General features: G+C 71.3%; 25 protein-coding genes. 12 read left to right on the top strand and 13 right to left on the bottom strand.

Going from position 1 to position 25,756, the window contains the following annotated elements; all coding sequences use genetic code 11:
• The first annotated feature begins 202 nt into the window (after positions 1 to 202).
• From ABKA17_RS33605 to ABKA17_RS33595, 3 genes are all read left to right on the top strand, one after another.
• On the top strand, positions 203 to 1,063 hold the full coding sequence (locus ABKA17_RS33605) for a Sco1979 family transcriptional regulator (RefSeq protein ID WP_353696097.1): 861 nt from the start codon (positions 203 to 205) through the stop codon (positions 1,061 to 1,063).
• Positions 1,064 to 1,318 carry a DUF397 domain-containing protein gene (locus tag ABKA17_RS33600; RefSeq protein ID WP_059197394.1) on the top strand — a complete coding sequence of 85 codons (255 nt, stop codon included), beginning with the start codon at positions 1,064 to 1,066 and terminating at the stop codon, positions 1,316 to 1,318.
• A 64-nt stretch (positions 1,319 to 1,382) separates the two neighbouring features.
• Positions 1,383 to 2,171: an SAM-dependent methyltransferase gene (locus ABKA17_RS33595; RefSeq protein ID WP_353696096.1), complete on the top strand. Its 789-nt coding sequence runs from the start codon at positions 1,383 to 1,385 to the stop codon at positions 2,169 to 2,171.
• A gap of 50 nt (positions 2,172 to 2,221) precedes the next feature.
• On the opposite strand, the gene ABKA17_RS33590 is transcribed toward ABKA17_RS33595, so the two are convergent.
• From ABKA17_RS33590 to pdxR, 4 genes are all read right to left on the bottom strand, one after another.
• Positions 2,222 to 2,926 carry a protein-tyrosine phosphatase family protein gene (locus tag ABKA17_RS33590; protein ID WP_353696095.1) on the bottom strand — a complete coding sequence of 235 codons (705 nt, stop codon included), beginning with the start codon at positions 2,924 to 2,926 and terminating at the stop codon, positions 2,222 to 2,224.
• A 213-nt stretch (positions 2,927 to 3,139) separates the two neighbouring features.
• A complete protein-coding gene (locus tag ABKA17_RS33585) occupies positions 3,140 to 4,060 on the bottom strand; it encodes a hypothetical protein (protein WP_353696094.1) in 921 nt (306 codons plus the stop codon).
• Entirely contained in the window at positions 4,057 to 6,273 is a 2,217-nt protein-coding gene (locus tag ABKA17_RS33580) for a PEP/pyruvate-binding domain-containing protein (protein ID WP_353696093.1), read from the bottom strand. Before ABKA17_RS33580 ends, ABKA17_RS33585 begins: the two co-directional genes overlap by 4 nt.
• Before the next feature lie 323 nt (positions 6,274 to 6,596).
• The gene (gene pdxR / locus ABKA17_RS33575) at positions 6,597 to 8,072 is read right to left on the bottom strand and encodes a MocR-like pyridoxine biosynthesis transcription factor PdxR (RefSeq protein ID WP_353696092.1); all 1,476 of its coding nucleotides are present in this window, start codon (positions 8,070 to 8,072) and stop codon (positions 6,597 to 6,599) included.
• 47 nt (positions 8,073 to 8,119) lie between these two features.
• Between pdxR and ABKA17_RS33570 the strand changes: the two genes are divergently transcribed.
• The gene (locus tag ABKA17_RS33570) at positions 8,120 to 8,614 is read left to right on the top strand and encodes a carboxymuconolactone decarboxylase family protein (RefSeq protein ID WP_353696091.1); all 495 of its coding nucleotides are present in this window, start codon (positions 8,120 to 8,122) and stop codon (positions 8,612 to 8,614) included.
• 44 nt (positions 8,615 to 8,658) lie between these two features.
• Here ABKA17_RS33570 and ABKA17_RS33565 read toward each other — a convergent pair whose 3' ends face one another.
• The 3 genes from ABKA17_RS33565 to ABKA17_RS33555 form a co-directional block, all read right to left on the bottom strand.
• Complete coding sequence (locus tag ABKA17_RS33565; RefSeq protein ID WP_353696090.1) at positions 8,659 to 10,146, bottom strand: glutamate synthase subunit beta; 1,488 nt, start codon at positions 10,144 to 10,146, stop codon at positions 8,659 to 8,661.
• Between the two features lie 168 nt (positions 10,147 to 10,314).
• Positions 10,315 to 10,794, bottom strand: coding sequence for an anthrone oxygenase family protein (locus ABKA17_RS33560; protein WP_353696089.1), 480 nt, complete (start codon positions 10,792 to 10,794; stop codon positions 10,315 to 10,317).
• 340 nt (positions 10,795 to 11,134) lie between these two features.
• Complete coding sequence (locus ABKA17_RS33555) at positions 11,135 to 11,830, bottom strand: DUF2293 domain-containing protein (protein WP_353696088.1); 696 nt, start codon at positions 11,828 to 11,830, stop codon at positions 11,135 to 11,137.
• A gap of 173 nt (positions 11,831 to 12,003) precedes the next feature.
• On the opposite strand from ABKA17_RS33555, the gene ABKA17_RS33550 reads away from it, so the two are divergent.
• The 3 genes from ABKA17_RS33550 (at position 12,004) to ABKA17_RS33540 (ending at position 13,673) form a co-directional block, all read left to right on the top strand.
• Entirely contained in the window at positions 12,004 to 12,645 is a 642-nt protein-coding gene (locus ABKA17_RS33550; protein WP_353696087.1) for a nucleoside/nucleotide kinase family protein, read from the top strand.
• 72 nt (positions 12,646 to 12,717) lie between these two features.
• Positions 12,718 to 13,131, top strand: coding sequence for a PPOX class F420-dependent oxidoreductase (locus tag ABKA17_RS33545; RefSeq protein WP_353696086.1), 414 nt, complete (start codon positions 12,718 to 12,720; stop codon positions 13,129 to 13,131).
• A 113-nt stretch (positions 13,132 to 13,244) separates the two neighbouring features.
• The gene (locus ABKA17_RS33540) at positions 13,245 to 13,673 is read left to right on the top strand and encodes a CBS domain-containing protein (RefSeq protein ID WP_353696085.1); all 429 of its coding nucleotides are present in this window, start codon (positions 13,245 to 13,247) and stop codon (positions 13,671 to 13,673) included.
• A gap of 84 nt (positions 13,674 to 13,757) precedes the next feature.
• Here ABKA17_RS33540 and ABKA17_RS33535 read toward each other — a convergent pair whose 3' ends face one another.
• Entirely contained in the window at positions 13,758 to 14,885 is a 1,128-nt protein-coding gene (locus ABKA17_RS33535; protein WP_353696084.1) for a magnesium and cobalt transport protein CorA, read from the bottom strand.
• A gap of 328 nt (positions 14,886 to 15,213) precedes the next feature.
• Between ABKA17_RS33535 and ABKA17_RS33530 the strand changes: the two genes are divergently transcribed.
• Complete coding sequence (locus tag ABKA17_RS33530; RefSeq protein ID WP_353696083.1) at positions 15,214 to 16,008, top strand: methyltransferase domain-containing protein; 795 nt, start codon at positions 15,214 to 15,216, stop codon at positions 16,006 to 16,008.
• A 118-nt stretch (positions 16,009 to 16,126) separates the two neighbouring features.
• Here ABKA17_RS33530 and ABKA17_RS33525 read toward each other — a convergent pair whose 3' ends face one another.
• On the bottom strand, positions 16,127 to 17,065 hold the full coding sequence (locus ABKA17_RS33525; RefSeq protein WP_353696308.1) for a carbohydrate kinase family protein: 939 nt from the start codon (positions 17,063 to 17,065) through the stop codon (positions 16,127 to 16,129).
• Positions 17,066 to 17,178: 113 nt separating this feature from the next.
• Entirely contained in the window at positions 17,179 to 18,087 is a 909-nt protein-coding gene (locus ABKA17_RS33520) for a pseudouridine-5'-phosphate glycosidase (RefSeq protein WP_353696082.1), read from the bottom strand.
• 98 nt (positions 18,088 to 18,185) lie between these two features.
• Between ABKA17_RS33520 and ABKA17_RS33515 the strand changes: the two genes are divergently transcribed.
• Positions 18,186 to 18,614: a VOC family protein gene (locus tag ABKA17_RS33515; protein ID WP_353696081.1), complete on the top strand. Its 429-nt coding sequence runs from the start codon at positions 18,186 to 18,188 to the stop codon at positions 18,612 to 18,614.
• A gap of 54 nt (positions 18,615 to 18,668) precedes the next feature.
• Here the strand turns inward: ABKA17_RS33515 and fdhA are convergent, their stop codons facing one another.
• From fdhA to ABKA17_RS33500, 3 genes are all read right to left on the bottom strand, one after another.
• Entirely contained in the window at positions 18,669 to 19,901 is a 1,233-nt protein-coding gene (gene fdhA / locus ABKA17_RS33510; protein WP_353696080.1) for a formaldehyde dehydrogenase, glutathione-independent, read from the bottom strand.
• A gap of 262 nt (positions 19,902 to 20,163) precedes the next feature.
• The gene (locus ABKA17_RS33505) at positions 20,164 to 20,718 is read right to left on the bottom strand and encodes a methylated-DNA--[protein]-cysteine S-methyltransferase (RefSeq protein WP_353696079.1); all 555 of its coding nucleotides are present in this window, start codon (positions 20,716 to 20,718) and stop codon (positions 20,164 to 20,166) included.
• Positions 20,719 to 20,798: 80 nt separating this feature from the next.
• On the bottom strand, positions 20,799 to 21,671 hold the full coding sequence (locus tag ABKA17_RS33500) for a glycerophosphodiester phosphodiesterase (protein ID WP_353696078.1): 873 nt from the start codon (positions 21,669 to 21,671) through the stop codon (positions 20,799 to 20,801).
• Between the two features lie 280 nt (positions 21,672 to 21,951).
• Between ABKA17_RS33500 and ABKA17_RS33495 the strand changes: the two genes are divergently transcribed.
• The 3 genes from ABKA17_RS33495 to ABKA17_RS33485 all read left to right on the top strand — a co-directional run bounded on the left by ABKA17_RS33495 (position 21,952) and on the right by ABKA17_RS33485 (position 25,721).
• Positions 21,952 to 22,821 (top strand): MHYT domain-containing protein, encoded by an 870-nt coding sequence (locus tag ABKA17_RS33495; protein WP_353696077.1) that lies wholly within the window; start codon positions 21,952 to 21,954, stop codon positions 22,819 to 22,821.
• 40 nt (positions 22,822 to 22,861) lie between these two features.
• Positions 22,862 to 24,991 (top strand): excinuclease ABC subunit UvrB, encoded by a 2,130-nt coding sequence (gene uvrB, locus ABKA17_RS33490; protein ID WP_353696076.1) that lies wholly within the window; start codon positions 22,862 to 22,864, stop codon positions 24,989 to 24,991.
• Positions 24,992 to 25,142: 151 nt separating this feature from the next.
• Positions 25,143 to 25,721: a TerD family protein gene (locus tag ABKA17_RS33485; protein ID WP_046263565.1), complete on the top strand. Its 579-nt coding sequence runs from the start codon at positions 25,143 to 25,145 to the stop codon at positions 25,719 to 25,721.
• The last annotated feature ends 35 nt before the right edge of the window (positions 25,722 to 25,756 follow it).

The raw sequence follows: 25,756 nt of genomic DNA, 5'->3' as shown, positions 1-25,756 counted from the left end.
TGAAAATTGCAGAGTGCTGTGTGACGGTCTGGAAGGCCGTGGCACACTGCTCGCAACAGCATGTCGAGCGGCGCCAGTTGAGATCACCGGAGATCCGACCAGGTCTTCGAATAGGTCTTCGAATGGCGCCGTCCGGCTGCCAGGATTCTTTTGCACAGGTTTTTACGGGTCCCCGGGCCCCGGGACGTCCAGGAGGTGGAGGGTGAGCGAGCCGCGGTCCGCGCCGACGGTCGGCCAGGTCGTCCTCGGCAGGCGCCTGCTGGACCTGCGCGAGCGCGCCGGTCTCAAGCGCGAGGAGGCCGCCAAGGTCCTGCGCGTCGCCCCCGCCACGGTCCGCCGGATGGAGATGGCCGAGGTCGGCCTCAAGATCCCGTACCTCCAGCTGCTCCTGAAGTCCTACGGCGTCTCCGAGGAGGAGGCCGACGCCTTCGTCGAGCTGGCCGAGGAGGCCAACAAGCCCGGCTGGTGGCAGCGGTTCCACGACATCCTGCCGGGCTGGTTCTCGATGTACGTCAGCCTCGAGGGCGCCGCCGGCCTCATCCGGTCGTACGACCCCCACTTCCTGCCCGGGCTGCTGCAGACCGAGGACTACGCCCGCGGTGTCCTGAAGTCCGGGGCGATCGGCCAGACCAGCCCGGAAGACATCGAACGGCACGTCGCACTGCGAGTACAACGCCAGGAACTGCTCACCCGTCCCGACGCGCCGCGGTTCTGGGCCGTGGTGGACGAGACCGCGCTGCGCCGCCCCGTCGGCGGCCCGGAGGTGATGCGTGCCCAGATCGACAAGCTGCTCGAGGCCACGAAGCTGCCCAACGTGACGCTGCAGATCGCCCCGTTCGCAAACGGGCCGCACCCCGGCACGTACGGGCCCTTCGTGCTGTTCCGATTCGCCGTGCCGGAGCTTCCGGACATGGTTTACAGCGAGTACCTGACCGGCGCCGTCTATCTCGACGCGCGCCCCGAGGTGGCGACCCATCTCGAGGTCATGGACCGCATGGCGGCGCAGGCCGCTACGGCACATCGCACGAAGGAGATCCTCCGGGATCTCCGCAAGGAGCTGTGAATGGATCGCATCAAGCCGCGCATACCCGTCTACAACGGCATGCCCGCACGGGAGTTGGGCAGTGAGGGCTGGCACAAGCCCTGGAGCGGCGGCAACGGAGGCAACTGCCTGGAGGCCATGAAGCTCGCCGACGGACGGATCGCCGTCCGTCAGTCCACCGACCCCGACGGCCCGGCGCTGATCTACACCACCGACGAGATGACGGCCTTCATCGAGGGCGCGAAGGCGGGGGAGGCGGACTTCCTGCTGTCGTGACGTGTTGGTCCGACGCCGCTCTGAACTTCCTTGTCGTAGTGCTTAATTGATGGATACTCGACCGATGGTCGATATCGACACGAGCAGGCCCCACCCCGCCCGGATGTACGACTGGTATCTCGGCGGCAAGGACAACTTCCCCGTGGACGAGGCGATGGGCCGGCAGATGCTGGCCCTCGATCCCAGGGTCCCGGTCATGGCCAAGGTCAACCGGGCCTTCATGCACCGGGCCACCCGATGGCTCGCCGGACACGGCATCCGCCAGTTCCTCGACATCGGCACCGGCATACCCACCGAACCCAACCTCCATCAGGTCGCCCAGGAGATCGCGCCCGACGCGCGCGTGGTCTACAGCGACAACGACCCGATCGTCCTCTCCCACGCCTCGGCCCTGCTCACCGGCACGGCCGAGGGGGCGACGGAGTACCTCCAGGCCGACTTCCGGGACGCGGCGGCGATCGTGGCGGGTGCGCGGAAGATCCTGGACTTCGAACGTCCCGTCGCGCTCTCGCTCGTTGCCCTGCTGCACTTCGTGTCCGACGAGGACGGCGCGCACGAGCTGGTCGGCCGGCTCCTGGCCGAACTGCCGCCCGGCAGCTACCTGGTGGCCAGCCACGCCACCGCCGACTTCACCCCCGAGGAGTCGAAGGCGGCCACCGAGAAGCTCAAGGCCGCCGGTGTCACCCTCGCCCTGCGCTCCCGCGCGGAGTTCGCCCGCTTCTTCGACGGCCTGGAACTGGTCGAACCGGGCGTGGAGGTACCCCAGTTGTGGCATCCCGAACTGGGGGATCCGGTACCGGGGCAGGACGACGGGGTGATCCCGGGGTACGGGGCGGTGGGGCGCAAGACCTGACCTGTGCCAGGGCAGTTCATTTCATTTCAGGTCGGATCGGGTCGGGGTGCTCAGAACCAGGAGGCGATGCGGCGCGGCGCGTCCACCACGCGGCTGACGACCACGACGGGCAGCGGCGGTTGTTCGGCCTTCGCGGGGCTCAGGTTCAGCCCGTACCAGATCTGCTCGATCGACGGCGGCCCGACCGCGAGGTTGCGCCGTACCGCCGCCGCGGACGACTCCTCGCCGGTGTGCACGAGATACGCCGCCGCCATCGCTCCCGTACGGCCGACTCCGGCACCGCAGTGCACGAACACGGGTCCGGACGACCGGGCGACGACATCGAGGAACCGCTGCACCTGCGCGGGCGTCGGGGTCTGCCCGTCACGGATGGGCAGTCGTACGACGTTCAGGCCGGCGTTCTTCGGGTTGGCGAGCTGGGAGGCGCTCAGGTCCTCGGCGCGGAGGTCGACGACGGTGGTGATGCCCATGCCGGCCAGTGCGCGGTAACCGGCGGGGGAGGGGGCGGAGCCGCGCCAGAGGCGGCCCTGGGTGTCGACCGGCTGGAAGTGGTTCACCCCCTGCACCGTGCGGGTCCCGGCCGGTGCCGGGGTGTCCTCGCGCATCAGGAAGGAGAGGGCCAGGATGCCTCCCGCGCCTACCGCCCAGAGGGCGAGGTAGCCGACGACGATGCCGACGAGGATCCGGCGGACGCGCCGCTGGAGCGAGCGGTCGGGGAGGGCGGGGCGGGGCAGGGTGGTGGTGATGACAGCCATGGGCGACCCGGGGGACTAGGGGACGTGGGCGCTTTGGCAAGGTAACACGTCACCCGATTGGCCGTCTTGTCCGTGTACGCTCGTAAATGTTGCCTTTATGTCCGCTTGGTCCCTCTCTTCGGACCCTTTCTCCGGTCTCTTTCTCCGGACCCTCTCTTCGGCCCCTTTCTTCGTGCTCCCTTCGGCCTTTCCTGGCGTCCTCCTCGTCGCCGATCAGTCGTCGTCGTCGGCGTCCGCGTCGCCGATGCCGACCACCGTGAGATGAGCGCGCTCCAGGGTCGCGTCCTCCAGGCAGCCGCGCAGCCGCATCCGGTCGTGATCGGTGAGCGCGGGCCGTACGACTCCCGCGTACAGACCGTCGCCCAGATCACCGAGCGTCGCGTGCCGCAGCGGTACGGACGTGGAGTCCCGACAGCGCTCCCAGACCTGCTCAGCGGCCAGCGACCGCCGCTGCTCCGTCGTGTCCGGGCCGCGCATCTCGACCTTGACGACCACCGAGGTCGCCGCGCTGTCGTTGGCGCCCTCGTCCCGGGTCTGGGTGAGGTCCGCGAGCCCCACGACGAGCCCGCCGAGCAGGGCGACACCGGCCACGCCGACCGCGGCCACCCGCACGGTCCGGGCCCTCGGCGGCGCGGCGGCCGGTGAGGGCAGGTCCTCCAGGTCGTCCGGTGCGGCCGGATCGGGTGCGGTGAGCACGGCCAGCCGCCCGGCGAGTCGCCGCTCGGCGGGCCGGGCCGTGGCCGAGGCGACGCGCTGCACCACCCAGGCCAGCCCGGACAGCAGTACGCCGGTGACCATGAGGACCGGCACGAAGACGTACGCCCGGTCCGCCGGGTCCTCCAGCCACCGGAACCGGGTCTCCTCCCGCTCCACGGCCGGCTGCCGGAGCCGGGCGAGCGCGTCCTCCTGGCGTGCCGCCTGCTCCTGCTGCCGCTGGTCGGACGCGCTCAGCCGCTCCTCGATACGGCTCAGCCGACCCAGCATCACGATGCCGAGCAGCATGACCTCGACGACCAGCAGCAGGACGCCGCACAGCATGGCCCGCTGCCACTGCCACCGGTACAGATAGACGACGAGATACGTCCCGGCCCCGGCCGCGGCCAGGCCTCCGAAGACGTACGCGACCCTCCTCATGGCGCGTCTCCCGGCCGTACGTCTCCCGGCCGTACGTCTCCCGGCCGTACGTCTCCCGGCCGTACGTCTCCCGGCCGTACGTCCTCCAGTCGTACGTCCCCGGCGGTCCCGTCGACGGTGAGACGGGAGCCGACCGGGAAGCGGTGCACGGCGTCGGCCGCCCCGACGACGGCGGGGACCTCGAACTCCCGTGCCAGCACCGCGAGATGGGACAGGGGGCTGCCGGTCTGGGCGACCAGCCCGGTGAGTCCGGGCAGCAGCGGGGCCAGCGCGGGATCCAGGGTCCGTACGACGAGCACGGGGTCCCGCGGCCGGGGACCCGCCCCGTCCCACACGGTCCCGACGGCCCGCCCGCCGGACACGCCTCGCATCCCGTCGCGGCCGTCGCCCGTCCGCTCGGCAACGACGACTCCGCCCTCCGTCAGCCGGAACGCGTCCGGCAACGGCGGCGACTCACCCTGCGGCTCCCGTGCCCCGAGATCGCCGGGCAGCGCCGCACCGTGCAGCACGGCGGCCAACTCCCGCCACCGCAGCAACCCGACCCGCTCCACGTCCAGCCCGACCCGCCGGGCCGCCTCCCGCACTAGCCGCACCTGGAGCTCCTGCACCCAGCGGATACGGAGGCGGAGGGCTTCGCGGGGTGGGAGGGGGGTGGTGGGGGGTGCGGGGGCGCTCTCGGTGGCGGCCGGGGCGCCTGACCCCGCCTGCGCCGCCTCGGCCTCGGGGCCCGCCGGCGCCGCCTCGACACCGAGGGTCGTCGGCTCCGGCAGGCGTCCGCGTCCGTGCAGGCTCGGTGAGGTGAGGGCCAGGATCACCGGGTTCTCGGCGATCGCCCGGTCGTCGGGAACGCCACGCGCGCGTGCCGTTTCCAGGGCGGCCAGTGCCGTGCCCGCTCCGGTCCGGCTCTTCGGTGGCTCGCTCAGCAGGGCTCCCGCGAGGGCCTCCTGGGCGTGCAGGGAGACCAGGGTCCTGCGGGTCCAGCGGACCTCCGCGACCAGGGCGGAGGCGGGGAGCGTGGACAGCCGTGGTATCTCCGCGAGGCGCCGGTCGACGTCCGCCATCAGGTCCGTCGCCAGACCCGGCAGCGCCGCGGAGAGGCGGCCCACCCGCCACGCCGCGCCCAGCTTGCGCGCCCCCGGCGCCGGGTTGAGCAGCGCCAGCCACCGGTGCCGCGGGCCGACGGCGCCGAGGAGACGCAGATCGGCGGCGGCCCGGCCACCGACCGTCGTGACCACCGGTACCGTCCGCAGCAGCCGGCGCGGCGCACTCCCGCCGATGTCGAGCGCGGCGGCGAGTCCACGGGTCATCGGCGCCACCCACAGGTCCTCCTCCAACGGCGCCAACTGCTCGGGCAGCGTCTCCGCCACCGGGCCGGGCCCGAGCAGCCGCGCCCCGTGCGGGGGCCGCGCCGCCATCGCCGTGATCGGGCGGCTCTGGAACAGCCACAGCCGACCGTCCGCGTCGAAGCCGAACTCGATGTCCTGCGGTCCGCCGAAGATCCGCCGGGCCCGCCGCGCGAGCCGCGCCAGCCGGACCAACTCGGAGCGGGTCAGGAGCGCGCCGCCCTCCGCGGGCTCCGTCCGCAGCAGCCGTCCCCGTCCGCTCAGCAAGTAGTCGGTGCCCGCCTGCTCCCCGCTGACCAGACTGTCCGGCCCGCCCCGCACAGCGCTCACCAGCATCCGGTCGGACCGGCCCTCGACGGGATCGGCGCCGAACATCACCCCGCCGACCCGCGCCGCGAGCATCGGCTGCACCAGCACCGCCATCGGTGCCGTGGAGCCGTCGGGCCGCGCCGCGGAGTCGAGCACGGTCCGCACCGCCGTAAGGAAGTCACGCCAGCCGCGTACATCGAGGACGGAGGCGAACTGGCCCGCCAGGGACGACTCCTCCGTGTCCTCCTGGGGCGAGGAGGAGCGGACCACGAGCGGGCGGGAGCCGCCCTCGGAGAGCTCGTCCCAGGCGCGCCGCAGGGCGACCGGGTCACCGCCGCCGTGGTGAGGGATCACGAAGCCGGGGAGCACGGGCAGCCCCGCACCGGCCGCGCGCGCGAGGTTCGCGGCCTTGGACCCGGCGCTGCCGGGCACCGCCGCGCCGGGTCGGTCGAGTGGGACGGCGGCCAAGGCAGGGGCGTCGACCAGACCGAGGGCCACCTCGCCCCGGGGCCTGTCCCCGTCTCGCGCACCTTCTCCGTGACGTTCGTCGAGCGTCGTCATCGCTCACCCTCCAGGACCGGCCGCCAACAGGGGGGACGCGCGGGGGTGGCCCTGCGCCTGACGGCGGAACGAAGGATGGGGCGAACCGCTGCCGGCCCCGCACCGGGCCCGACGGCAGCACACCTCCTGCTGCAATGATCCCACCGCAGCCGGGTTCCATGTCGGTCGGAACCCCACTTTTCGGGCGCTCGGAGAAGAATTACGAGCACCGGAGGAGCGCGCTCGGGGCGCGCTCCTGCGCAGGCAGTACGCCGAGGCTCCTCCGAGGGGAGGAGGCGGGGAGGAGACGGCGGAAAGACGGGAGGAGACGGCGAGGAGACCCCTCAGCCGGCCTCGGGGGGCAGCGCCCGGCACAGCGCGTCCAGCGCCGCCCCGTACGCGTGCTCCGAGGGCGTCGCGTAGCCGACGACCAGCCCGTCGTGCGCCGCCGTGCCGGTCCCCGGTGCCTCCCGCGCCGCCGTGCCGACCTCCGCCGTCCCCCGTGCCGCGTCCGGGTGCCGGAATTCGGCGAGGCCGTCCAGGGCGACGCCCGCCCAGGTGGCGGCCTTCACCGCGGACCGTTCGGTGCCCGGTGGCAGCCGCAGCACCGCGTGCAGCCCGGCCGCGACCCCGGTGACCTCGATGTGCGGCGCGTGCTCGGCGAGCGCGGCGACGAGCCGGTCCCGGCGGCTCCGGTACCGCTGCCGCATGCGCCGCACATGACGGTCGTACGACCCCGAGGTGAGGAAGTCGGCGAGGCTCAGCTGGTCGAGGACGCTCGCCCAGGCCTCCCGCTCGCCCTTGGCCGCGAGCACGCCGTCGACGTACCGCTCCGGCAGCACCATCCAGCCCAGCCGTACCGCGGGCGACAGGCTCTTGCTGACCGAGCCGACGTAGACGACCCGCTCCGGGTCGAGCCCCTGCACGGCGCCGACGGGCTTGCGGTCGTACCGGAACTCGCCGTCGTAGTCGTCCTCCAGCACCACTCCGTCACGCGCGCGTGCCCAGTCGACGACGGCCGTCCGCCGCTCGGCGTGCAGTGGCCCGCCGGTGGGGAACTGGTGCGCCGGCGTGAGCAGCACGGCCCGCTCCCGCGCCAACCGGCCCACGTCGGCGCCGTGTTCGTCCAGCGGCAGCGGTACGGTCCGGACGCCCGCGGCGGCGAGCAGTTCGCGGTGGAAGGGCAGGCTGTACTCCTCCACGGCCAACGGGCCGCGCAGGACCGGTGGGTGCGCGTCGAAGAGCAGCCGCAGGGCGTGTGCGAAGCCGGAGCAGATCACGATCCGGCCGGGCTCGGTACGCACGCCACGCGCGCGTGCCAGGTACTCGGCGAGTGCCTCCCGCAGCTCGATCCGACCGGCCGGATCGCCGGGGCCGAACACCTCGTTGGGCGCCTGCTGCAGGGCCCGCCGATAGGACGCCAGCCACGTCGCACGCGGGAACGTCGACGCGTCCGGGGTGCCCTGCCGCAGGTCGTGCCGCGGGCCACGCGCGCGTGGCGGCGTTCTGACGGGTACGCGCGCGTGGCCGCGCGATGGCTCCGCCCGTTCCGCGACCCGGGTGCCTGAGCCCTGACGGGCGGTGAGCCAGCCTTCCGCGACGAGTTCGGCGTACGCGTCCGCCACCGTGTTGCGGGCGACCCCGAGGTCGGCGGCGAGCGAACGGTACGGCGGCAGCCGGGTGCCGGGCGCGAGCCGTCCGCCGCGCACGGCCTCGCGGAGGGCGTCGATGAGGGCGGCCCGTCTGCTGCCCGGTCCGGAGAGCTCCAGGTGCAGGTCGGAGCCGATCCGCTCCGCGGAATTGACCCACGATTTCGCCATGGGAATGCACCCTACAGGGGGTCTTTCGCGCCCGTAGGTTAAGGGACATGACGACGAACACGAACACGAACACGACCGCGAACCCGAGTACCGCCGCCCGCCTGAACTTCGCGAAGAGCGCCCCCAAGGTCTTCCGCGCCCTCATCGGCTTCGACGCCGCCGCCCGCGCCGGTCTCGATCCGTCCCTGGTGGAACTGATCCAGATCCGCGCCTCCCACCTCAACCACTGCGCCTACTGCCTCCACATGCACACCAACGACGCCCGCAAGGCCGGCGAGAGCGAGGACCGGCTCCACATGGTCTCGGTGTGGCGCGAGGCCCGTCACTTCTTCACGGAACGGGAGCAGGCGGCGCTGGCCCTCACGGAGGCCGTGACGCTGGTGGCCGACGCAGGCGTCCCCGACGACGTCTACGCCGACGCGGCGGCCGTGTTCGAGGAGCAGGAACTGGCCCAGGTGCTCGCCCTCATCCTCACGATCAACACCTGGAACAGGGTGGCACTGGCGACGAAGAAGGTGGCGGGGACGGACGAGCGGGTCTGAGACCCGGTGAGACCGTCATCGGCGGGCACACCGTCGTCGGTCCCTCACACCGTCATCGGTCGGTCGAACGGGCCGATCGGAGCCGGGAGTTGTGAGTTCCCCGTCAGGTAGCGGTCGACGGCCGCGGCAACCGCCCGCCCCTCCGCGATCGCCCACACGATGAGGGACTGCCCGCGGGCGGCGTCCCCGGCGGCGAACACGCCCGAGGCACTCGTCGCGAACCCGGCGTCCCGGGTGATCGTGCCGCGCGGTTCCATCGCCAGCCCCAGCTGGTCGACGAGCCCGTCGTCCCGGTCCGGCCCGGAGAAGCCGAGGGCGAGCAGGACGAGGTCGGCGGGGAGCGTCCGCCCGGTGCCCGGGACCGGCCGCCGCGCCGCGTCGACCTCGGTCAGATGCAGCGACCGCACCTGCCCGTCGGCGTCACCGGTGAAGCGCAGCGTGGACGCCGCGAACAGCCGCGCGTCCGCGTCCGCCGCCGGGGCGGTCCGCAGGTCGCCGGCCTCCTGGTGCGCCGCCGACAGCCGGTAGATCTTCGGATACGTCGGCCAGGGCTCGGCGTCCTCGTCACGCTCGGCGCCCGGCTGGGCGTAGATGTCCAACTGCGTGACGGACGCGGCGCCTTCCCGCACCGCGGTGCCGAGACAGTCGGCCCCCGTGTCACCGCCGCCGACGATGACGACATGCTTCCCGGCGGCGGACATCGGGGAGCTCTCCAAGTCCCCTTCGCACACCCGGTTCGCCAGGGGCAGATACTCCATCGCCTGGTGGATCCCGGCCAACTCCCTTCCGGGCACGGTCAGTTCCCGCCAGGCCGTGGCTCCCGTCGCGACCACCACCGCGTCGTACCGCGTCCGCAGTTCCGCCGCCCCGACGTCCCGCCCGACCGCCGTCGACGTACGGAACTTCGTGCCCTCGGCCCGCATCTGCTCGATCCGCCGCTGGAGATGGTGCTTCTCCATCTTGAACTCGGGGATGCCGTACCGCATCAGCCCGCCGAGCCGGTCGTCCTTCTCGTACACCGCGACCGTGTGCCCGGCCCGGGTCAACTGCTGGGCCGCGGCGAGCCCGGTCGGCCCCGACCCGATCACCGCGACCGTACGTCCCGACAGCCGGTCCGGCGGGCGCGGCGGCGCGAGGCCCAGTTCCCAGGCCCGGTCGGCGATGGCGACCTCGACGTTCTTGATGGTGACCGCGGGCTGGTTGATGGCGAGCACACACCCGGCCTCGCAGGGCGCCGGGCACAACCGGCCGGTGAACTCGGGGAAGTTGTTGGTCGCGTGCAGCCGGTCCGCCGCCTGCCGCCAGTCGTCCCGGCTGACCAGGTCGTTCCACTCCGGGATCAGGTTCCCCAGCGGACAGGCGTCGTGGCAGAACGGGACCCCGCAGTCCATGCACCGGTCCGCCTGCTTGTTGATGATGGGCAGCAGCGCCCCGGGGACGTACACCTCGTCCCAGTCCCGGACCCGCTCCTCGACCGGCCGACGAGGCCAGTCCTGGCGAGGGGTGGTCATGAATCCCTTGGGATCGGCCATGGCCGTCTTCCTTGCGTGGGCATCCACGGGCCGTGCGTCATCGGCCCGCCGGCGGCACTCTTCCGGCCACGATACGTCCGGTCGACCGCTCGCGCAGAGTGGGGGACAGCGCTTTCCGGCGGCTCCGCGAGCCTCTCCCGGGCCCGTGCCGTGGCTACGTGCGGGGGGCTAGGTGAGAGCGAGCACGTACGACAGCGCCGCCGCACCCGAGGCGACCGTGCGGACGTGGTTCCAGTTCGTCCACTCGCGCACATACGTCGGCCAGTACGCAGCCGCTTCGGACGTCCCCGCGTCCAGCCTCATCAGGGTGTCGTTGCGCGGCACGTTCGCGACCATGGTCACGCCGAACGAGCCGAACAGATACAGCGCGCTGCCCAGCAGCAGCTCCACCGTCCCCTCGTCCGGCCACAGCACGAACGTCACCACGGCGATCACCGCGCACAGCACCGCCGACCCGGCGAACACGAGCATGAACGCGGGCCGCAACGCGGTCACGTTGATCGCCTTCATCGCGGCGACGCCCTGCGCCGGCGGCAGCTCGGCGAGCCCCTTCATCACGAAGGTCGAGAAGCCGCAGAAAACCCCGGCCACCAGACCGGTCCCGAGCACACCCAGCACCGTCAGTACGAAGTACGGTCCCTCGATCATGTCGTCAACTCCCGCATCGAGCCGAGATCCTGCCCGGCACCTACCGTCACCACAAGTGAATTCCCGTACGGGGAGGGTCACCATGGCCGAAGACCGCGGGCCCATACGCGAGCGTCCACAGTGCGCAGTCCTCGACCGACCGCCCCTCAGACCATCGACGCCCCCGCTCCGTCACGACGACGCTCCGCCACGACGACGCCGGCCAGAGGGCGCGGCATGGCCGTACACCACGGCGGAGCGGCTCGGTGGCGTGGCCCAGTTGGGCGGCTCGACGGCGTCCTGGTCGTGCGGCTCGGCGGCTCGGCTGGCAGGTACGGCTCGGTTGTGGTGCCGTACGGCCTCAACCGGCCTCGGCCCCCGTCGCCCGCCAGCCGCCCAGCACCGCCTCCACGGTCGGCGCGATGCGTCTCCGCGCCTCGGCGCGAGGCACCCCGCTCATCAGCAACTGGTCGTACGGCGTGTCCAGGTGCCGTACGGACGCCGCCACCGCCGAGACCACCGCCCCCTCGGACAACGCCCGCCCCGCCGCACTCCGCCCCACCCGCCCACTGCCCCGCACCGACGCATGCGCCGCGACGCCCAGCGCCCGCTCGACCGGACACCCCGGAAACAGCCGCCGTATCTCCGCCGCGAACGCGTCCGTGAACCGCACGTCCTCCGCCGCCCGCCGCCGGGCGTCCCGTACCCGGCGCCTTCGTCGTGCCTCGGCGTCCGCGAGACACCGCGCCTCGGCCCGGGCCAGCGCCGCCTCCTCGACGAGTACGCCCTGCCGCTCGTAGCGTGCCTTGCGCCGGTTGAACCGTACGACCACCGCCGACAGCGCGCTCTCCTCCCGTGCCCTGCGCGTCAGCGCCGTGTCCCCGCGGGCCAGGAACACCAGATGCCCGAGGTCGGCGCAGTCCAGACACCGCGGCGCCCCTTCCTCCAGCGCCAGCAGCGGCAACGGCCCGACCCGGCACTCGGCGCACTGCTTCCGTCTGAGGGGCTGGACGACGAGAAGCCCGGTGCGGTGCGGGGGAGTTGCGAGGCGAGCCATACGGCATTCATTCCCCTGAGCGAGCGGTCAACCACGGCCCCGCTCTGCTCGACACCGACCACCCATGCCCTTCCTCGACGCCGCCCGCGTCCGGCACGAGGCCCGCAACCCGGGTCTCTTCGCCGCCGTCGCGCCCACAGGCGGCCCCCGTCCTGTTCGGCGACTGACGCATCATGGGCCGTGTGCGACTCGAAGCGATCACCTGGGAGCGGCTCGGCGACGCGCTGGCCGATCGACTGCTCGACCTGAAGCCGGCCGACGCCGGCCCCTGGCCCCGCATCGCCTTCGACGGTGCCCCCGCGGCCCGCCCGCAGGATCTCGCCGAGCGTGTCTCCGAGGCGCTGCGGACACGCGGCCGCCCCTCGCTCGTCGTCGGCACCGAAGGCTTCCTGCGCCCCGCCTCGCTCCGCCTGGAGTACGGCCGCGAGGACGTGGAGGCTTACTACAACGGCTGGTTCGACACCGGTGCCCTGTGGCGCGAGGTCTTCGGCCCCCTCGAACCGGGCGGCGACGGCCGGGTCCTGCCCGACCTGTGGGACCCAGACACCGACCGCGCCACCCGCAGCCCTTATGTCCAACTCCCGCCCGGAGGCTTTCTGTTGCTGCACGGGCCCCTCCTGCTGCGGCACTGGTTCCCCTTCGACCTGAGCGTTCACGTCCTCCTTTCCCCGGGCGCCCTGCGCCGCCGCACCCCCGAGGCCGACCAGTGGACCCTGGAGGCCTTCGAGCGCTACGCGGACGAGACCGACCCCGCCGGGACCGCCGACGTGCTGGTGCGGGCCGACGACCCCCGGCACCCGGCGTGGAGCGGCTGATCCGGAGACCGCGCCGGAGAAGATCCATCAAACCGCTTTTATATGCGCGTGCATCTAACTAGGGTGGGTCGCATGACGACTCCCACGAGTGATCACCTCTCCTTCGACGACTCGGTCCGCACTCTCCTCGACGGCAAGAACTTCGCCAGCGTCGCCACCCTCGGCCCCGACGGCGCTCCGCAGAACTCGGTGGTCTGGGTCAAACGCGAGGGCGACGCCCTCCTCTTCTCCTCCATCGACAACCGCCAGAAGGTACGCAACCTCCGCCGCGACCCCCGGATCAGCGTCTCCGTCTACGACCTGGCCAACCCCTACACCTCGGTCGAGATCCGCGGCACCGCCGAGATCCTCCCGGACCCGGACAAGCGCCTCCCGTACGACCTCGCGCACAAGTACCTCGGCATCGATCCGCCCGCCGAGAAGGAGGACGAGGTCCGGGTGATCATCCGCGTCGTGCCTCGGAAGATCGTCGGTTTCTCGGCCTGAGCGACCGCGCGGTTCCGGGTGCGGGCGCCCGGCGGCGCGGCGAGAATGTAGGGCGCCGGGACCAGCGGCGCGCCCCCGCGCCGCGCCGGCCGTCCGGCACCGGGAGGTACTTCATGACCACCGCCGGAGACATCATGCACCGCGGCGCCCAGTGGATCCCCGCCCACGAGACCCTGGACCGGGCCGCCCAGCTGATGCGCGAGCTCAATGTCGGAGCCCTGCCCATCAGCGACGAGAACGAACGGCTCTGCGGCATCCTCACCGACCGCGACATCGTCGTCGGCTGCGTTGCCATGGGACACGACCCCGCCACCATCACGGCCGGCGAGATGGCCCAGGGAACCCCGCGCTGGATCGACGCGGACGCCGACGTCGGCGAGGTGCTCCGCGAGATGCAGGACCACCAGATCCGCCGGCTCCCCGTCATCGAGAACAAGCGCCTGGTCGGCATGATCAGCGAGGCCGACCTCGCCCGGCATCTGACGGAGGACCAGATCGCCACCTGGGCGGAGAGCGTCTACGCGAAGAGCTCCACGCGCTGACCCACGAGGGCCCTACGGGGGTGGGCGGAAGCCTGCCCCCGGCCCTTGCCTCGCCTCACCGTCGGCTCAGAGCAAGCCGTCGGCTCAGAGCCAGCCGTTGCGCCGGAAGCCGCGGTACAGCGTCAGACAGGCCACGGCTATGACGCCGAGGACCAGGGGGTAGCCGAACGTCCAGCGCAGCTCCGGCATGTGCTCGAAGTTCATGCCGTACACCCCGCAGACCATCGTCGGCACCGCGACGATCGCGGCCCAGGCGGTGATCTTCCGCATGTCCTCGTTCTGCGCGACCGAGACCTGGGCGAGGTGTGCCTGAAGGATGGAGTTGAGCAGTTCGTCGAAGGCGGCGATCTGCTCCTTGGCGCGCAGCAGATGGTCCGAGACGTCGCGGAAGTAGGCCTGTATCTCCGGGGCGACCGCTCGTATCGGCCGCGTGGAGAGCTCCTCGATCGGCCGGGCGAGCGGGGCCACGGCCCGCTTCAGCTCGAGCAGTTCACGCTTGAGCTGGTAGATGCGTCCCGGGTCGAGCCGTGCGCCGTTCGGAGAGAAGACGTCCGACTCGACCTGGTCGATGTCGGCCTGCACCAGGTCGGTGACGTGCAGATAGTCGTCGACCACATGGTCCGCGACCGCGTGCAGCACCGCGGCCGGCCCCTTGGCCAGCTGCTGCGGGTCGGCCTCCAGTTCCTCCCGCAGCGGGCCCAGCGAGCCATGCATGCCGTGCCGGACCGTGATCACGAAGTCCTCGCCGACGAACACCATGATCTCGCCGGTGTTCACGACCTCGCTCGTCGCCGTGAGTTCCTCGTGCTCGACGTAGCAGACGGTCTTGAACACCGCGAACAGCACGTCGTCGTACCGCTCGAGCTTCGGCCGCTGATGCGCCTCGATCGCGTCCTCCACGGCCAGCGGATGCAGCTCGAAGAGTTCGGCGATGCCCGCGAACTCCTGGTCCGTCGGTTCATGGAGGCCCAGCCAGACGAAACCGTCACCGTGCTTGCGCACCTGCTCCACGGTGTCGACCAGATCGCTGCCGCCCGGGACGCGACCGCCGTCCCGGTAGGTCACGCAGTTCACCACGGAGGAGCCCAGGGGTGACCGGGCCGGGTGGCTCAGGTCGACGCGTCGGCGTCGCCGCGCCAGCCGCGCCACCCTGCGGAGGCCACCGACCGTGCCGAGGCTCGTGACCTTCCGCAGATTCCCTGCCATGGACATCTGGATCTCCTTGCGTGGATCCCCGCTCACCGCATCTCTGCGCCCTGGCCGGCCAGTCTGCCAGGTCGGGGTGAGAGGCGTGTAAGCCTGTGGGAGCAGGACGTTCCGCTTTGTTCCCGCCTGTGGATGAAGGGCCTCGGCCGGTGTGACGGCGTGGTGGGCGGGGCCGGTTCCGTTCCGACGGGTCGGCGTTCCGGCGTTCCGGCGAGTCTGCGAGCTGGCGAGTCGGCGGGGGTCGTCAGGTCTCGGCGCGCCCGCCGTACCGTTGCGTCGTGGCACCGGAGCGTCGACCGCTACGGACAAGACGGACAACTGGGATGATCGCGGCATGATGCGAACCGACGGGTACCTCCTCGACAACCAGCAGGCTGAGGCCGCAGAGCGCTTCAACGCGTTCGCCGCCCTCTTCGACCCCACGACGTTCCGGCACCTCGAGGCGTTCGGTATCGGACCCGGCTGGCGCTGCTGGGAGGTCGGCGCGGGCGGTACGTCCGTCGTGTCCTGGCTGGCCAAGAAGGTCGGTCCGACCGGACGGGTCGTCGCGACCGACATCGACACCTCGCGGCTCGCCCCGGCCGCCCGCCCGCCGGTCGAGGTCCGCGTCCACGACGTGGGTACGGACGCGGCGCCGGGGGAGGGCTTCGACCTCGTCCACGCCCGGCTCGTCCTCGTCCATGTCCCGGACCGGGAGCGGGCGTTGCGGTCGATGGTCGAGTCGCTGCGTCCTGGGGGACGGCTTCTGATCGAGGATGCCGATCCCGCCCTCCAGCCCCTGACCTGTCCTGACGACCACGGCCCCGCCGAACAGCTGGCGAACCGGCTGCGCCAGGGCTTCCGCCGGCTCCTCGCCGACCGCGGCGCCGACCTCTCCTACGGCCGTCGACTCCCACGCCTGCTGCGCGAGGCGGGCCTGCGCCGCGTGGAGGCCGACGCGTACTTCCCGCTCACCTCGCCCGCCTGCGCGGCCCTCGAGTCCGCCACGATCCGCCAGATCCGCGACCAACTGGTCACCGCGGGCCTCGCCACGGACGCCGACATCGACCAGCACCTGTCGAACGTCGCGACGGGTTCCATGGACCTGGCCACGGCGCCGATGATCTCGGCGTGGGGGCGCAAGGCGTAGGGCGTAGACGCGAGACGTCGGGCGGCGCCCGGCAGCTGGGCGCGGGTGCCGGGCGGACGCGGCCTACGGGCGGTAGTTGCAACGAGCGATACCCGGTACGTGGCACCTGGCCCAGGCGTCAGCCGGACACGGTCGGTGGCCTCCCTCCCACCCGTTCCACCGCCATCGCCCCTGCCCGGCACCCCTCCCGTGCCGCCTCCTCCGGCTCCGCGCCCGTGAGGAGCGCGGCGAGGAAGGCCCCCGTGAACGCGTCGCCCGCGCCCGTGGTATCTCTGGGCGTCGCCGGTAGGGCCGGGACATGGGCGAGCACGGTGCCCGAGCGGGCCACCAGCGCACCCTCAGCCCCCAACTTGGCGACCACCAGCGGGACGTGGCGGCTCAACTTGGCCGCCGCGTCCGCCGCATCGGGCAACCCCGTCAGCAGACATGCCTCGTCACGGCTGGGCAGCAGGACGTCGACCCCTTCCACCAGCGTGAGGAAGCGGTCCACACCCAGGTCCACCAGGAACCCGGCCGACGCCGGATCCAGGCTCACCGGCACCCCACGCGCGCGTGCCGACACCAGGGCGGCCTCCACCAGGGCGCGGCTGGGTTCGGAGAACAGCAGGTAGCCCGACAGATGCAGCCGGGCCACTCCGTCGAGCAGCGTGTCCGACCAGTTGTCCGGCCCCAGCCGCAAGGCCGCGCCGCTGTCCGTGAGGAACGACCGCTCGGCGGCGGCACCGGTGTCCACAAGGCAGATCACCGTCCCGGTGGCCGCCTCCGGGTCGACGACGAGAAGGGGCCGTACTCCACAGACGGCCAGCTCCCGCTCGTGCCAGGCCGCCGCGTCCGTACCCACCCGCCCGAGCATCCGGACCTCGGCGCCGCCCCGATGTGCTGCCCAGCAGGCCACGTTGGCCCCCGCCCCGCCCGGCAGCGTCCGAATCGTGGCGACCGTGTCGGTGCCGGCGGCGAGCGGCCCCCGATGCCGGGCGACCACGTCCGTGACGACGTCACCGACGACCAGCAGCGCACCACCCGGGGCCGTTACGCCGCTGGGCTCAGCGGCCGCGATTCCGCCTCCAAGCCCTTGGGCGGCCCCTCCGCCTCCAGGCCGGCTGGCCGCAACGCCTTCCCCGGGCCCTGTGGCCACAACTCCGTCCCCGGGCCCCTCGGCCGCCGTTCCGCTCACGCCTCGGCCCAGGCCGCCGCGATCCGCCCCGCCAGTCGTACGTTGCCCCGTACCGCCGCAAGGTTGGCGCTCAGGGATGCGCCGTCGGTGTGCCGGACCAGGTAGTCGAGAAGGAACGGCGTGACCCCCTGACCGGAGACGCCCGCGTCCTCGGCCGCCCGCAACGCGTCCGCGAGCACGCGCGCGTGCAGTTCGGGATCCAACTGCTCGCTCTCGGGAACGGGGTTGGCCACGATCAGAGCCGACCCGGGCCCGTCGATGGCGTCCTGAGCCCGCATCACCTTGGCCACCTGTGACGGGCTGTCCAGCGTCCAGTCCACCGGATGCCCCGAGTCGGACAGGTAGAAGCCGGGGAAGCGATCGGTGCCGTACCCGGCCACCGCCACGCCCAGCGTCTCCAGCCGCTGCAGGGTCGCCGGCACGTCGAGGATCGATTTCACGCCCGCGCAGACCACCGTGATCCGCGTCCGCGCCAGCAGCCCCAGGTCCGCCGACTCGTCCTGCGTCACCGTCCACTCCCGGTGCACCCCGCCGAGCCCACCGGTCGCGAACACCCGTACGCCCGCCAGCGCCGCCAGCTGCGCCGTCGCCGAGACCGTGGTCGCCCCGCTCGCGCCCGCGGCGACCGCCAGCGGCAGATCACGGTGGCCCAGCTTGCGGATCCCGTCCTCGTTCGCGACCCGCTCCAACTGCTCCTTGTCCAGGCCGACATGAGGACGACCGTCCAGCACCGCGATGGTCGCGGGAACGGCGCCCTCCTGCCGTACGACGTCCTCCAGCTCCAGCGCCACCTGCAGATTCCGCGGCCGCGGCAACCCGTGCGCGATGATCGTGGACTCCAGGGCCACCACGGGTCGACGCGCGTCGACCGCTGCGCGCACTTCCTCCGACAACACCAGCACCACGCGCTTGCCTCCTGTCGATCGGTTCTCCCTGATCTCTGGCGGTCGGCACACCCGGCCAAACCCTTGCGGGCTGTGGGGGAGGACACCAGCCTGGGGACATGACGGACAACAGGACACGTCTCGACCATGTCGTCCTCTGGGTGCAGGACCCGGTGGCATCGGCCGCCTTCTACGAGAAGGCGGTCGGCATGACACCCCTGAGGCTGACCGACTACGCCGCGGGCGCGGAGCCCTTCCCCTCCGTACGGCTCAACGACGAGACCATCTTCGACCTCATGCCGTTCACCATGGCGGAACGCATGAAGATGCTCCCCGGCGCCACCGAGAGCTCGGGCCACCCCGTCAACCACGTCTGCCTGGCCCTGCCCGGCGACGACTTCCAGGCACTCCGCGTCCGCCTGGAGGAACAGGCGGTCCCCGTCTCGGACTTCTCCTACGACTCCTTCGGTGCCCGCGGCATGGCCCGCCGCAGCTTCTACTTCCGCGACCCCGACGGAAACGTGTTCGAGGCCCGGCACTACGACTAGCGGGGCGGGCGGTGCGGCGAGGGGGCCACACGCGCGTGGCCCCCTCCTCAGGCGTCAGACCGGGCGTACGCCGGCCAGCGCCCCGTGCGGGTCGAGCACGTACTTGCGGCTGGCGCCCTGGTCGAACTCGGCGTAGCCGCGTGGTGCGTCGTCGAGGCCGATCACGGTCGCGTTGACCGCCTTGGCGATGTGCACCCGCTCGTGCAGGATCGCCCGCATCAGGTTCCGGTGGTACGTCATCACCGGGCACTGTCCGGTGGTGAAGCGGTGACTCTTGGCCCAGCCGAGCCCGAGCCGCACCTTCAGCGTCCCGGCCTTCGCGTCCTCGTCGATCCCGCCCGGGTCGTCCGTGACGTACAGGCCGGGAATGCCGAGGGCGCCGCCCGCGCGCGTGATGCCCATCAGCGAGTTGAGGACCGTCGCGGGTGCCTCCGGGGCGTCCGGGCCGTGGGCCCGTGCCTCGAAGCCGACCGCGTCGACGGCGGCGTCCACCTCGGGCTCTCCGAGGATCTGCGCGATCTGCTCGTCCACGCCGCCTTGCGAGACGTCGACGGTCTCGCAGCCGAAGCTGCGCGCCTGGGCGAGCCGCTCGGGGTTGAGGTCGCCGACGATGACGACCGCGGCGCCCAGTAGCTGCGCGGACGCGGCCGCCGCCAGGCCCACCGGCCCCGCGCCGGCGACGTACACCGTCGAACCGACGCCGGCCCCCGAGCTCACCACGCCGTGGAAGCCGGTCGGGAAGATGTCCGACAGCATGGTCAGATCGAGCAGCTTCTCGCGCGCCTGGTCCCGGTCCGGGAACTTCAGCAGGTTGAAGTCCGCGTACGGCACCATGGCGTACTCGGCCTGGCCGCCGACCCAGCCGCCCATGTCGACATATCCGTAAGCCGCCCCCGGTCGGGCCGGGTTGACGTTCAGGCAGATGCCGGTCTTGCGCTCCTTGCAGTTACGGCATCGCCCGCAGGCGATGTTGAACGGCACCGAGACGATGTCGCCCACGTCGAGGGTCTCGACGTCCGGCCCCCGTTCGACGACCTCTCCGGTGATCTCGTGTCCGAGGACCAGCCCCTCGGGCGCGGTCGTCCGCCCGCGCACCATGTGCTGGTCGCTACCGCAGATGTTGCTGGCGAGCACCTTGAGGATCACACCGTGCCGGCACTTGCGGCCGACGTTCTCGCGTGCCACCCCCGGCCCGTCCTGGAGCTCGAGCGTGGGGTGGTCGATGGTCCTGACCTCCACCGCGCCCGGCTTGAGATACGCGACTGCCCTGTTCCCGGTTCCGCCCATGCGTGATCGCCGTCCCTTCGGCTCCGAAGTCTTCGGATGCCAGTGGCTGTGCGCATGGCGGAGTCTGCTACCGCGCAGGCCTTCCGACCAGCCGTCGCGCGAGCACCGGATGAGTCACCTCAGAACCCCGGACCGGACCAGCTGTGCCTCAGAAGCGCGGACCCGGATCGGCGCTTCTCGTTGGAGCTGCTCGGAGTGGCCAGGTCTGAGGGGAGCCGTTCGAATCGGCCAGGTCTCAGCGGAGCGGTTCGGATCGGTCGTCTCAGAAGAGCGGCTCCGGCAGCACGCCCTCCAGGGCGAGCAGCTTCCGCTTGGTCTCCAGGCCGCCCCCGAAGCCGCCGATGCCCCCGTCGCTCTCGACGACCCGGTGGCAGGGCACGACCACCGGCAGCGGATTGGCTCCCATCGCCGCCCCCACCGCCTGGGCCGCACCCGGCTGGCCGACCCGCCCGGCCAGGTCGCCGTAGCCCACGACACTGCCGTACGGCACCCCCGACGCCAGCTCACGCAGCACCTGACGGTTGAAGCCGGAGATCAGCGACCAGTCCAGCGGCAGCTCGAAATCATGCCGGGCACCCGCGAAGTACGCCTCGACCTGGCGTATCGCCTCGGCCAGCAGCGGCGAGCCGGGCTCCTCGACGGGCTCGCTGCCCAGCCGGGACGCCAGGCGGCCGAGCGCGCTGTCGCGCACCGCCTCGGTGGCGTGGAACACGACGTTGACCAAGCCGTCGCGGGTCGCGGCCAGCAGCAGCGGACCGATGTCGGTGCCCACGACGGCCCACACGACCTGCTGCTCGTACCGCCCATCGCTGTTCATGCGACCCACCGTACGACCCGCCACTGACATCGCCCGGGGAACAGGCTCCTCGGCCCTTTTCCCCAGGCGTGGACCGCGGCTCAGGACCCTTCCACCGCGTCCCGCACCACGTCCGGTGTGTTGGTGATGATGCCGTCGACGCCGTACCCGGCGACCCGCCTCGCGGACTCGGCGTCGTTGACGGTCCAGGTGAAGACCTCCAGCGGTCTGTCGTGCGCCCCCGTGAACGCCTGCACGGCGGAGACGTACCCGGCGGAGATGGTGCTGTAGGACGGGTTGATCTGGTCGGTGAACTGCGCGTAGTACGCCAGGTCCGCCACGTTGGGCGTACCGAGCAGGGCCGTCTTGATACGGGGTTTCAGATCGTGGACGGTCCGCACGCTGTCCGCGCTGAAGCTCTGCACGATCAGCTTCGACATGTGCCGCCGGTCGAGCCAGTCCTCGTTGGCGAGAACCTTCAGGGTCTGCTTTTCGATACCCGGGTAGAGCGCGGGGTTCTTGATCTCCAGGAGCAGCTTCTGGCGGTTGCGGTCGATCCGGTGCACGAACTGCTCCAGGGTCGGCACGCGCGCGCCCGCGTAGGCGGGACCGAACCAGCTGCCCGCGTCCAGCAGCGCGATCTCGGCGGCGGTGAAGTCCTTCACCTTCCAGGGCGCCCGGTCGGGGAAGCGCTCCTCGACATCGGTGGTGCGCCGCAGGTTGTCGTCGTGCAGGACGACGAGCTCGCCGTCCCTGGTGCGCTGGACGTCGTTCTCGACCCAGGAGATGCCCAGCTCGGCCGCCTTGTCGACGGCGGCGAGCGTGTTCTCGGGGGCATAGGCGGAGGCACCCCGGTGGGCGATCACCGTCGGTTGTTCCCCGACCTCGACGGCCCGTACGTCGGGGGCGGGGAGCAGAAGGGCGGCGGTCCCCAGGAGCGCGGTGGTCGTGGCGGCAACTGCGCGCGCGTGCATGCTGACTCCTTGCGTCGAGCTATCACGGACAGCTCAACTGTGACAGCAGAGGGTCAACAGCAGGGGGGTACAGAATGACCACAGATTGAATGGGGTTGCCCAACTCCGCTCACTGGTGCCGCACAACTGCGGCAAGGGCGTGTTTCTTTGCCGGAAAATCGTTCGACCATTCCGGTGGGAGTCATACTCTCTGCCTCAACCCTGACCGCTCGGGCGGCCCTGGGAGGGGGCGCTTTTCAGCACATTCCGGGACGCAAGAGGGTGGGAAGGACAGCCGCGCATGCAAGGCACGGTCGACGGATTCAGCTACGGACTCGTCACACCGCTGGTGGCCTACCTCATGGCCTGCCTGGGGGGTGCCCTCGGCCTGCGTTGCACCACCCGGTCCATGCTGGTCTCGAACTCCTGGCGACCAGGGTGGCTCGCCCTCGGCTCCGCGGCGATCGGCTCCGGCATCTGGACCATGCACTTCGTCGCCATGATGGGCTTCACGGTCAAGAACGCGCCGATCCACTACGACAAGCCGACGACGTTCGCGAGCCTGGGCGTCGCGATCGTCATGGTGGGGGTCGGGATCTTCATCGTCGGGTACAAGGGCGCGAGCGGGACGGCCCTGTTCACCGGGGGCACCATCACCGGCCTGGGCGTCGCCTCCATGCACTACCTGGGCATGGCCGGGATGCGGTTCAACGGAAAGCTGGAGTACAACACCCTCACGGTCGCCGCCTCCGTCGTCATAGCCATGTGCGCCGCCACCGCGGCCCTGTGGGCGGCCGGCCAGGTCAGAGGCTTCCTGTGGAGCGTGGGCGCGAGCCTCGTCATGGGGCTCGCCGTCAGCGGCATGCACTACACCGGCATGGCCGCCGTCAGCGTCCATCTGCACGGCGCCACCGGCGCCCCCTCCTCGGGCGACTCTCCCGCCGAACTGCTGGCGCCCATGATGGTCGGCCCGCTGGCCTTCCTGCTGATCGCGGGTGTCGTCGTGATGTTCGATCCGCTGATGGTCATGGGCAAACCCGACTGGACCCGCGTCGAGAACAAGCCCGGTATCCCGGCCCACGGCGACCTTCCGCACGCGACCCGCCGCCCCTCGATCCGCCCCCGCCGAGGCGTGAGCCACCGTAGCCCCCGCACCCCGCAGAACCGCTGATCCGACCGCGTTGTCAGTGGGGGGTCGTACGGTGGACTCCATGCGGCCCGTTTCCCAGATCGAACGCACGGTGGCGCCCTTCGAGGTCGTCAGTCCCTACCAGCCCAGCGGCGACCAGCCGGCGGCCATCGCCGACCTCGTCAAGCGCATCGGGGCCGGTGAGAAGGACGTCGTCCTCCTCGGCGCGACCGGCACCGGCAAGTCCGCCACCACGGCGTGGATGATCGAGAAGCTCCAGCGACCCACCCTTGTCATGGCGCCGAACAAGACCCTGGCCGCCCAGCTGGCGAACGAGTTCCGCGAGCTGCTGCCGAACAACGCGGTCGAGTACTTCGTCTCGTACTACGACTACTACCAGCCCGAGGCCTACGTCCCGCAGTCGGACACCTACATCGAGAAGGACTCCTCGATCAACGAGGAGGTCGAGCGCCTGCGCCACTCCGCGACCAACTCGCTGCTCACCCGCCGCGACGTCATCGTGGTCGCCTCGGTCTCCTGCATCTACGGCCTCGGTACTCCGCAGGAGTACGTGGACCGCATGGTCCCCCTCAGGGTCGGCGACGAGATCGACCGCGACCAGCTGCTGCGCCGCTTCGTGGACATCCAGTACACGCGCAACGACCTGGCCTTCAGCCGCGGCACCTTCCGCGTCCGCGGCGACACCATCGAGATCTTCCCGGTCTACGAGGAGCTCGCGGTCCGCATCGAGATGTTCGGCGACGAGATCGAGGCGCTGTCCACCCTGCATCCGCTCACCGGCGAGATCATCAGCGACGACCGTCAGCTGTACGTCTTCCCGGCCACCCACTACGTCGCCGGCCCCGAGCGCCTGGAGCGGGCGGCCAACGACATCGAGAAGGAGCTGGGCGAGCGCCTCACCGAGCTGGAGAAGCAGGGCAAGCTCCTGGAGGCCCAGCGTCTGCGCATGCGAACGACGTACGACCTCGAGATGCTCCGCCAGATCGGCTCCTGCTCCGGTGTCGAGAACTACTCGATGCACTTCGACGGCCGTGAGCCCGGCTCCCCGCCGAACACCCTGCTGGACTACTTCCCGGACGACTTCCTGCTCGTCATCGACGAGTCGCACGTCACCGTGCCGCAGATCGGCGCCATGTACGAAGGCGACGCCTCCCGCAAGCGCACCCTCGTCGACCACGGCTTCCGGCTGCCCTCCGCGCTCGACAACCGTCCCCTGAAGTGGGAGGAATTCCAGGAGCGCATCGGGCAGACCGTCTACCTGTCGGCCACGCCCGGCAACTACGAGCTCTCCCGCGGGGACGGCGTCGTCGAGCAGATCATCCGCCCGACGGGTCTCATCGACCCGGAGGTCGTGGTCAAGCCCACCGAGGGCCAGATCGACGACCTGGTCCACGAGATTCGCAAGCGCACCGAGAACGACGAGCGCGTCCTGGTCACCACCCTCACCAAGAAGATGGCCGAGGACCTCACGGACTACTTCCTGGAGCTCGGCATCCAGGTCCGCTATCTGCACAGCGACGTCGACACCCTGCGCCGTGTCGAACTGCTGCGGGAGCTGCGCTCCGGCGAGTACGACGTCCTGGTCGGCATCAACCTGCTGCGGGAGGGCCTCGACCTGCCCGAGGTGTCCCTGGTGGCCATCCTCGACGCCGACAAGGAGGGCTTCCTGCGCTCGGGCACCTCGCTGATCCAGACCATCGGCCGCGCGGCGCGCAATGTCTCCGGCCAGGTCCACATGTACGCCGACAAGATCACCCCGGCGATGGAGAAGGCCATCGACGAGACCAACCGGCGCCGGGAGAAGCAGGTCGCGTACAACACGGCGAACGGCATCGACCCCCAGCCGCTGCGCAAGAAGATCAACGACATCGTGGCGCAGATCGCCCGCGAGGACATCGACACCGAACAGCTGCTCGGGTCCGGCTACCGCAAGCAGAAGGACGGCAAGGCCGCCAAGGCCCCCGTGCCGGCTCTCGGCGGCAAAGCGGCCAAGGGCGCCAAGGGCAAGGCCAAGGAGGGCGTGCCGACCGACCGCCCCGCGGCCGAGCTCGCCGAGCAGATCGAGGAGATGACCGAGCGGATGCGTGCCGCCGCCGCGGATCTCCAGTTCGAGATCGCGGCCCGGCTGCGCGACGAGGTCTCGGAGATGAAGAAGGAGTTGCGGCAGATGCGGGAGGCCGGTCTGGCCTGACCGGCGCCCGACCCCGCTTCCCACGCGCTGTGTTGCAAGACCGACACAAAGTGCCGACCTGGGTAGCGGCACTGTCAGTGCCCCTCAGTAGGGTTCTGGTCAACCGCGCACTCCGCGGCAACAGGGGACAGTTCGAGAGGGGAATCAGCGCGTGACCGTCAACATGACCAAGGGTCAGGCCATCAGTCTTCAGAAGAACGACGGCGGCAGCCTGACTTCTGTGCGCATGGGTCTCGGCTGGCAGGCGGCTCCCCGTCGCGGCCTGTTCGGCTCGCGCACCCGGGAGATCGACCTCGACGCCTCGGCCGTCCTTTTCGCGGACAAGCAGCCGGTCGACGTCGTCTTCTTCCGCCACCTGGTGAGCGACGACGGCTCGGTGCGCCACACCGGTGACAACCTCGTCGGCGGTGTCGGACAGGGCGGCGACGACGAGGCGATCCTCGTGGACCTGGCGCGTATCCCGGTCCATATCGACCAGATCGTCTTCACCGTGAACTCCTTCACGGGCCAGACGTTCCAGGAGGTGCAGAACGCGTTCTGCCGTCTGGTCGACGAGACCAACGGCCAGGAGCTGGCCCGCTACACCCTCGCCGGCGGCGGCGCCTACACGGCGCAGATCATGGCGAAGGTGCACCGTACGGGCCCCGGTTGGACGATGACGGCCCTCGGCACTCCCGCCAACGGCCGCACCTTCCAGGACCTGATGCCGGCGATCCTGCCGCACCTGTAGGCCGCGTCGGCGGCACCCGACACCGAACAGCGACA

The organism is Streptomyces sp. RG80, from assembly GCF_040446465.1.
Taxonomy (GTDB): Bacteria; Actinomycetota; Actinomycetes; order Streptomycetales; family Streptomycetaceae; genus Streptomyces.
Note: the sequence above shows the minus strand (reverse complement) of the source record. Positions and strands in the feature narration are given on the sequence as shown.

Bases quoted from the DNA above. Each gene is read 5' to 3' on its own strand.
- ABKA17_RS33555 (WP_353696088.1), bottom strand. From the start codon at position 11,830: ATGGCTCGCCTCGCAACTCCCCCGCACCGCACCGGGCTTCTCGTCGTC.
- ABKA17_RS33590 (WP_353696095.1), bottom strand. From the start codon at position 2,926: ATGGCTGTCATCACCACCACCCTGCCCCGCCCCGCCCTCCCCGACCGC.
- ABKA17_RS33560 (WP_353696089.1), bottom strand. From the start codon at position 10,794: ATGATCGAGGGACCGTACTTCGTACTGACGGTGCTGGGTGTGCTCGGG.
- ABKA17_RS33580 (WP_353696093.1), bottom strand. From the start codon at position 6,273: ATGACGACGCTCGACGAACGTCACGGAGAAGGTGCGCGAGACGGGGAC.
- ABKA17_RS33565 (WP_353696090.1), bottom strand. From the start codon at position 10,146: ATGGCCGATCCCAAGGGATTCATGACCACCCCTCGCCAGGACTGGCCT.
- ABKA17_RS33515 (WP_353696081.1), top strand. From the start codon at position 18,186: ATGACGGACAACAGGACACGTCTCGACCATGTCGTCCTCTGGGTGCAG.
- ABKA17_RS33540 (WP_353696085.1), top strand. From the start codon at position 13,245: ATGACCACCGCCGGAGACATCATGCACCGCGGCGCCCAGTGGATCCCC.
- ABKA17_RS33495 (WP_353696077.1), top strand. From the start codon at position 21,952: ATGCAAGGCACGGTCGACGGATTCAGCTACGGACTCGTCACACCGCTG.
- uvrB (WP_353696076.1), top strand. From the start codon at position 22,862: ATGCGGCCCGTTTCCCAGATCGAACGCACGGTGGCGCCCTTCGAGGTC.
- ABKA17_RS33535 (WP_353696084.1), bottom strand. From the start codon at position 14,885: ATGTCCATGGCAGGGAATCTGCGGAAGGTCACGAGCCTCGGCACGGTC.
- ABKA17_RS33505 (WP_353696079.1), bottom strand. From the start codon at position 20,718: ATGAACAGCGATGGGCGGTACGAGCAGCAGGTCGTGTGGGCCGTCGTG.
- fdhA (WP_353696080.1), bottom strand. From the start codon at position 19,901: ATGGGCGGAACCGGGAACAGGGCAGTCGCGTATCTCAAGCCGGGCGCG.
- ABKA17_RS33595 (WP_353696096.1), top strand. From the start codon at position 1,383: ATGGTCGATATCGACACGAGCAGGCCCCACCCCGCCCGGATGTACGAC.
- ABKA17_RS33545 (WP_353696086.1), top strand. From the start codon at position 12,718: ATGACGACTCCCACGAGTGATCACCTCTCCTTCGACGACTCGGTCCGC.
- ABKA17_RS33570 (WP_353696091.1), top strand. From the start codon at position 8,120: ATGACGACGAACACGAACACGAACACGACCGCGAACCCGAGTACCGCC.
- ABKA17_RS33600 (WP_059197394.1), top strand. From the start codon at position 1,064: ATGGATCGCATCAAGCCGCGCATACCCGTCTACAACGGCATGCCCGCA.
- ABKA17_RS33500 (WP_353696078.1), bottom strand. From the start codon at position 21,671: ATGCACGCGCGCGCAGTTGCCGCCACGACCACCGCGCTCCTGGGGACC.
- pdxR (WP_353696092.1), bottom strand. From the start codon at position 8,072: ATGGCGAAATCGTGGGTCAATTCCGCGGAGCGGATCGGCTCCGACCTG.
- ABKA17_RS33585 (WP_353696094.1), bottom strand. From the start codon at position 4,060: ATGAGGAGGGTCGCGTACGTCTTCGGAGGCCTGGCCGCGGCCGGGGCC.
- ABKA17_RS33550 (WP_353696087.1), top strand. From the start codon at position 12,004: ATGGGCCGTGTGCGACTCGAAGCGATCACCTGGGAGCGGCTCGGCGAC.
- ABKA17_RS33530 (WP_353696083.1), top strand. From the start codon at position 15,214: ATGATGCGAACCGACGGGTACCTCCTCGACAACCAGCAGGCTGAGGCC.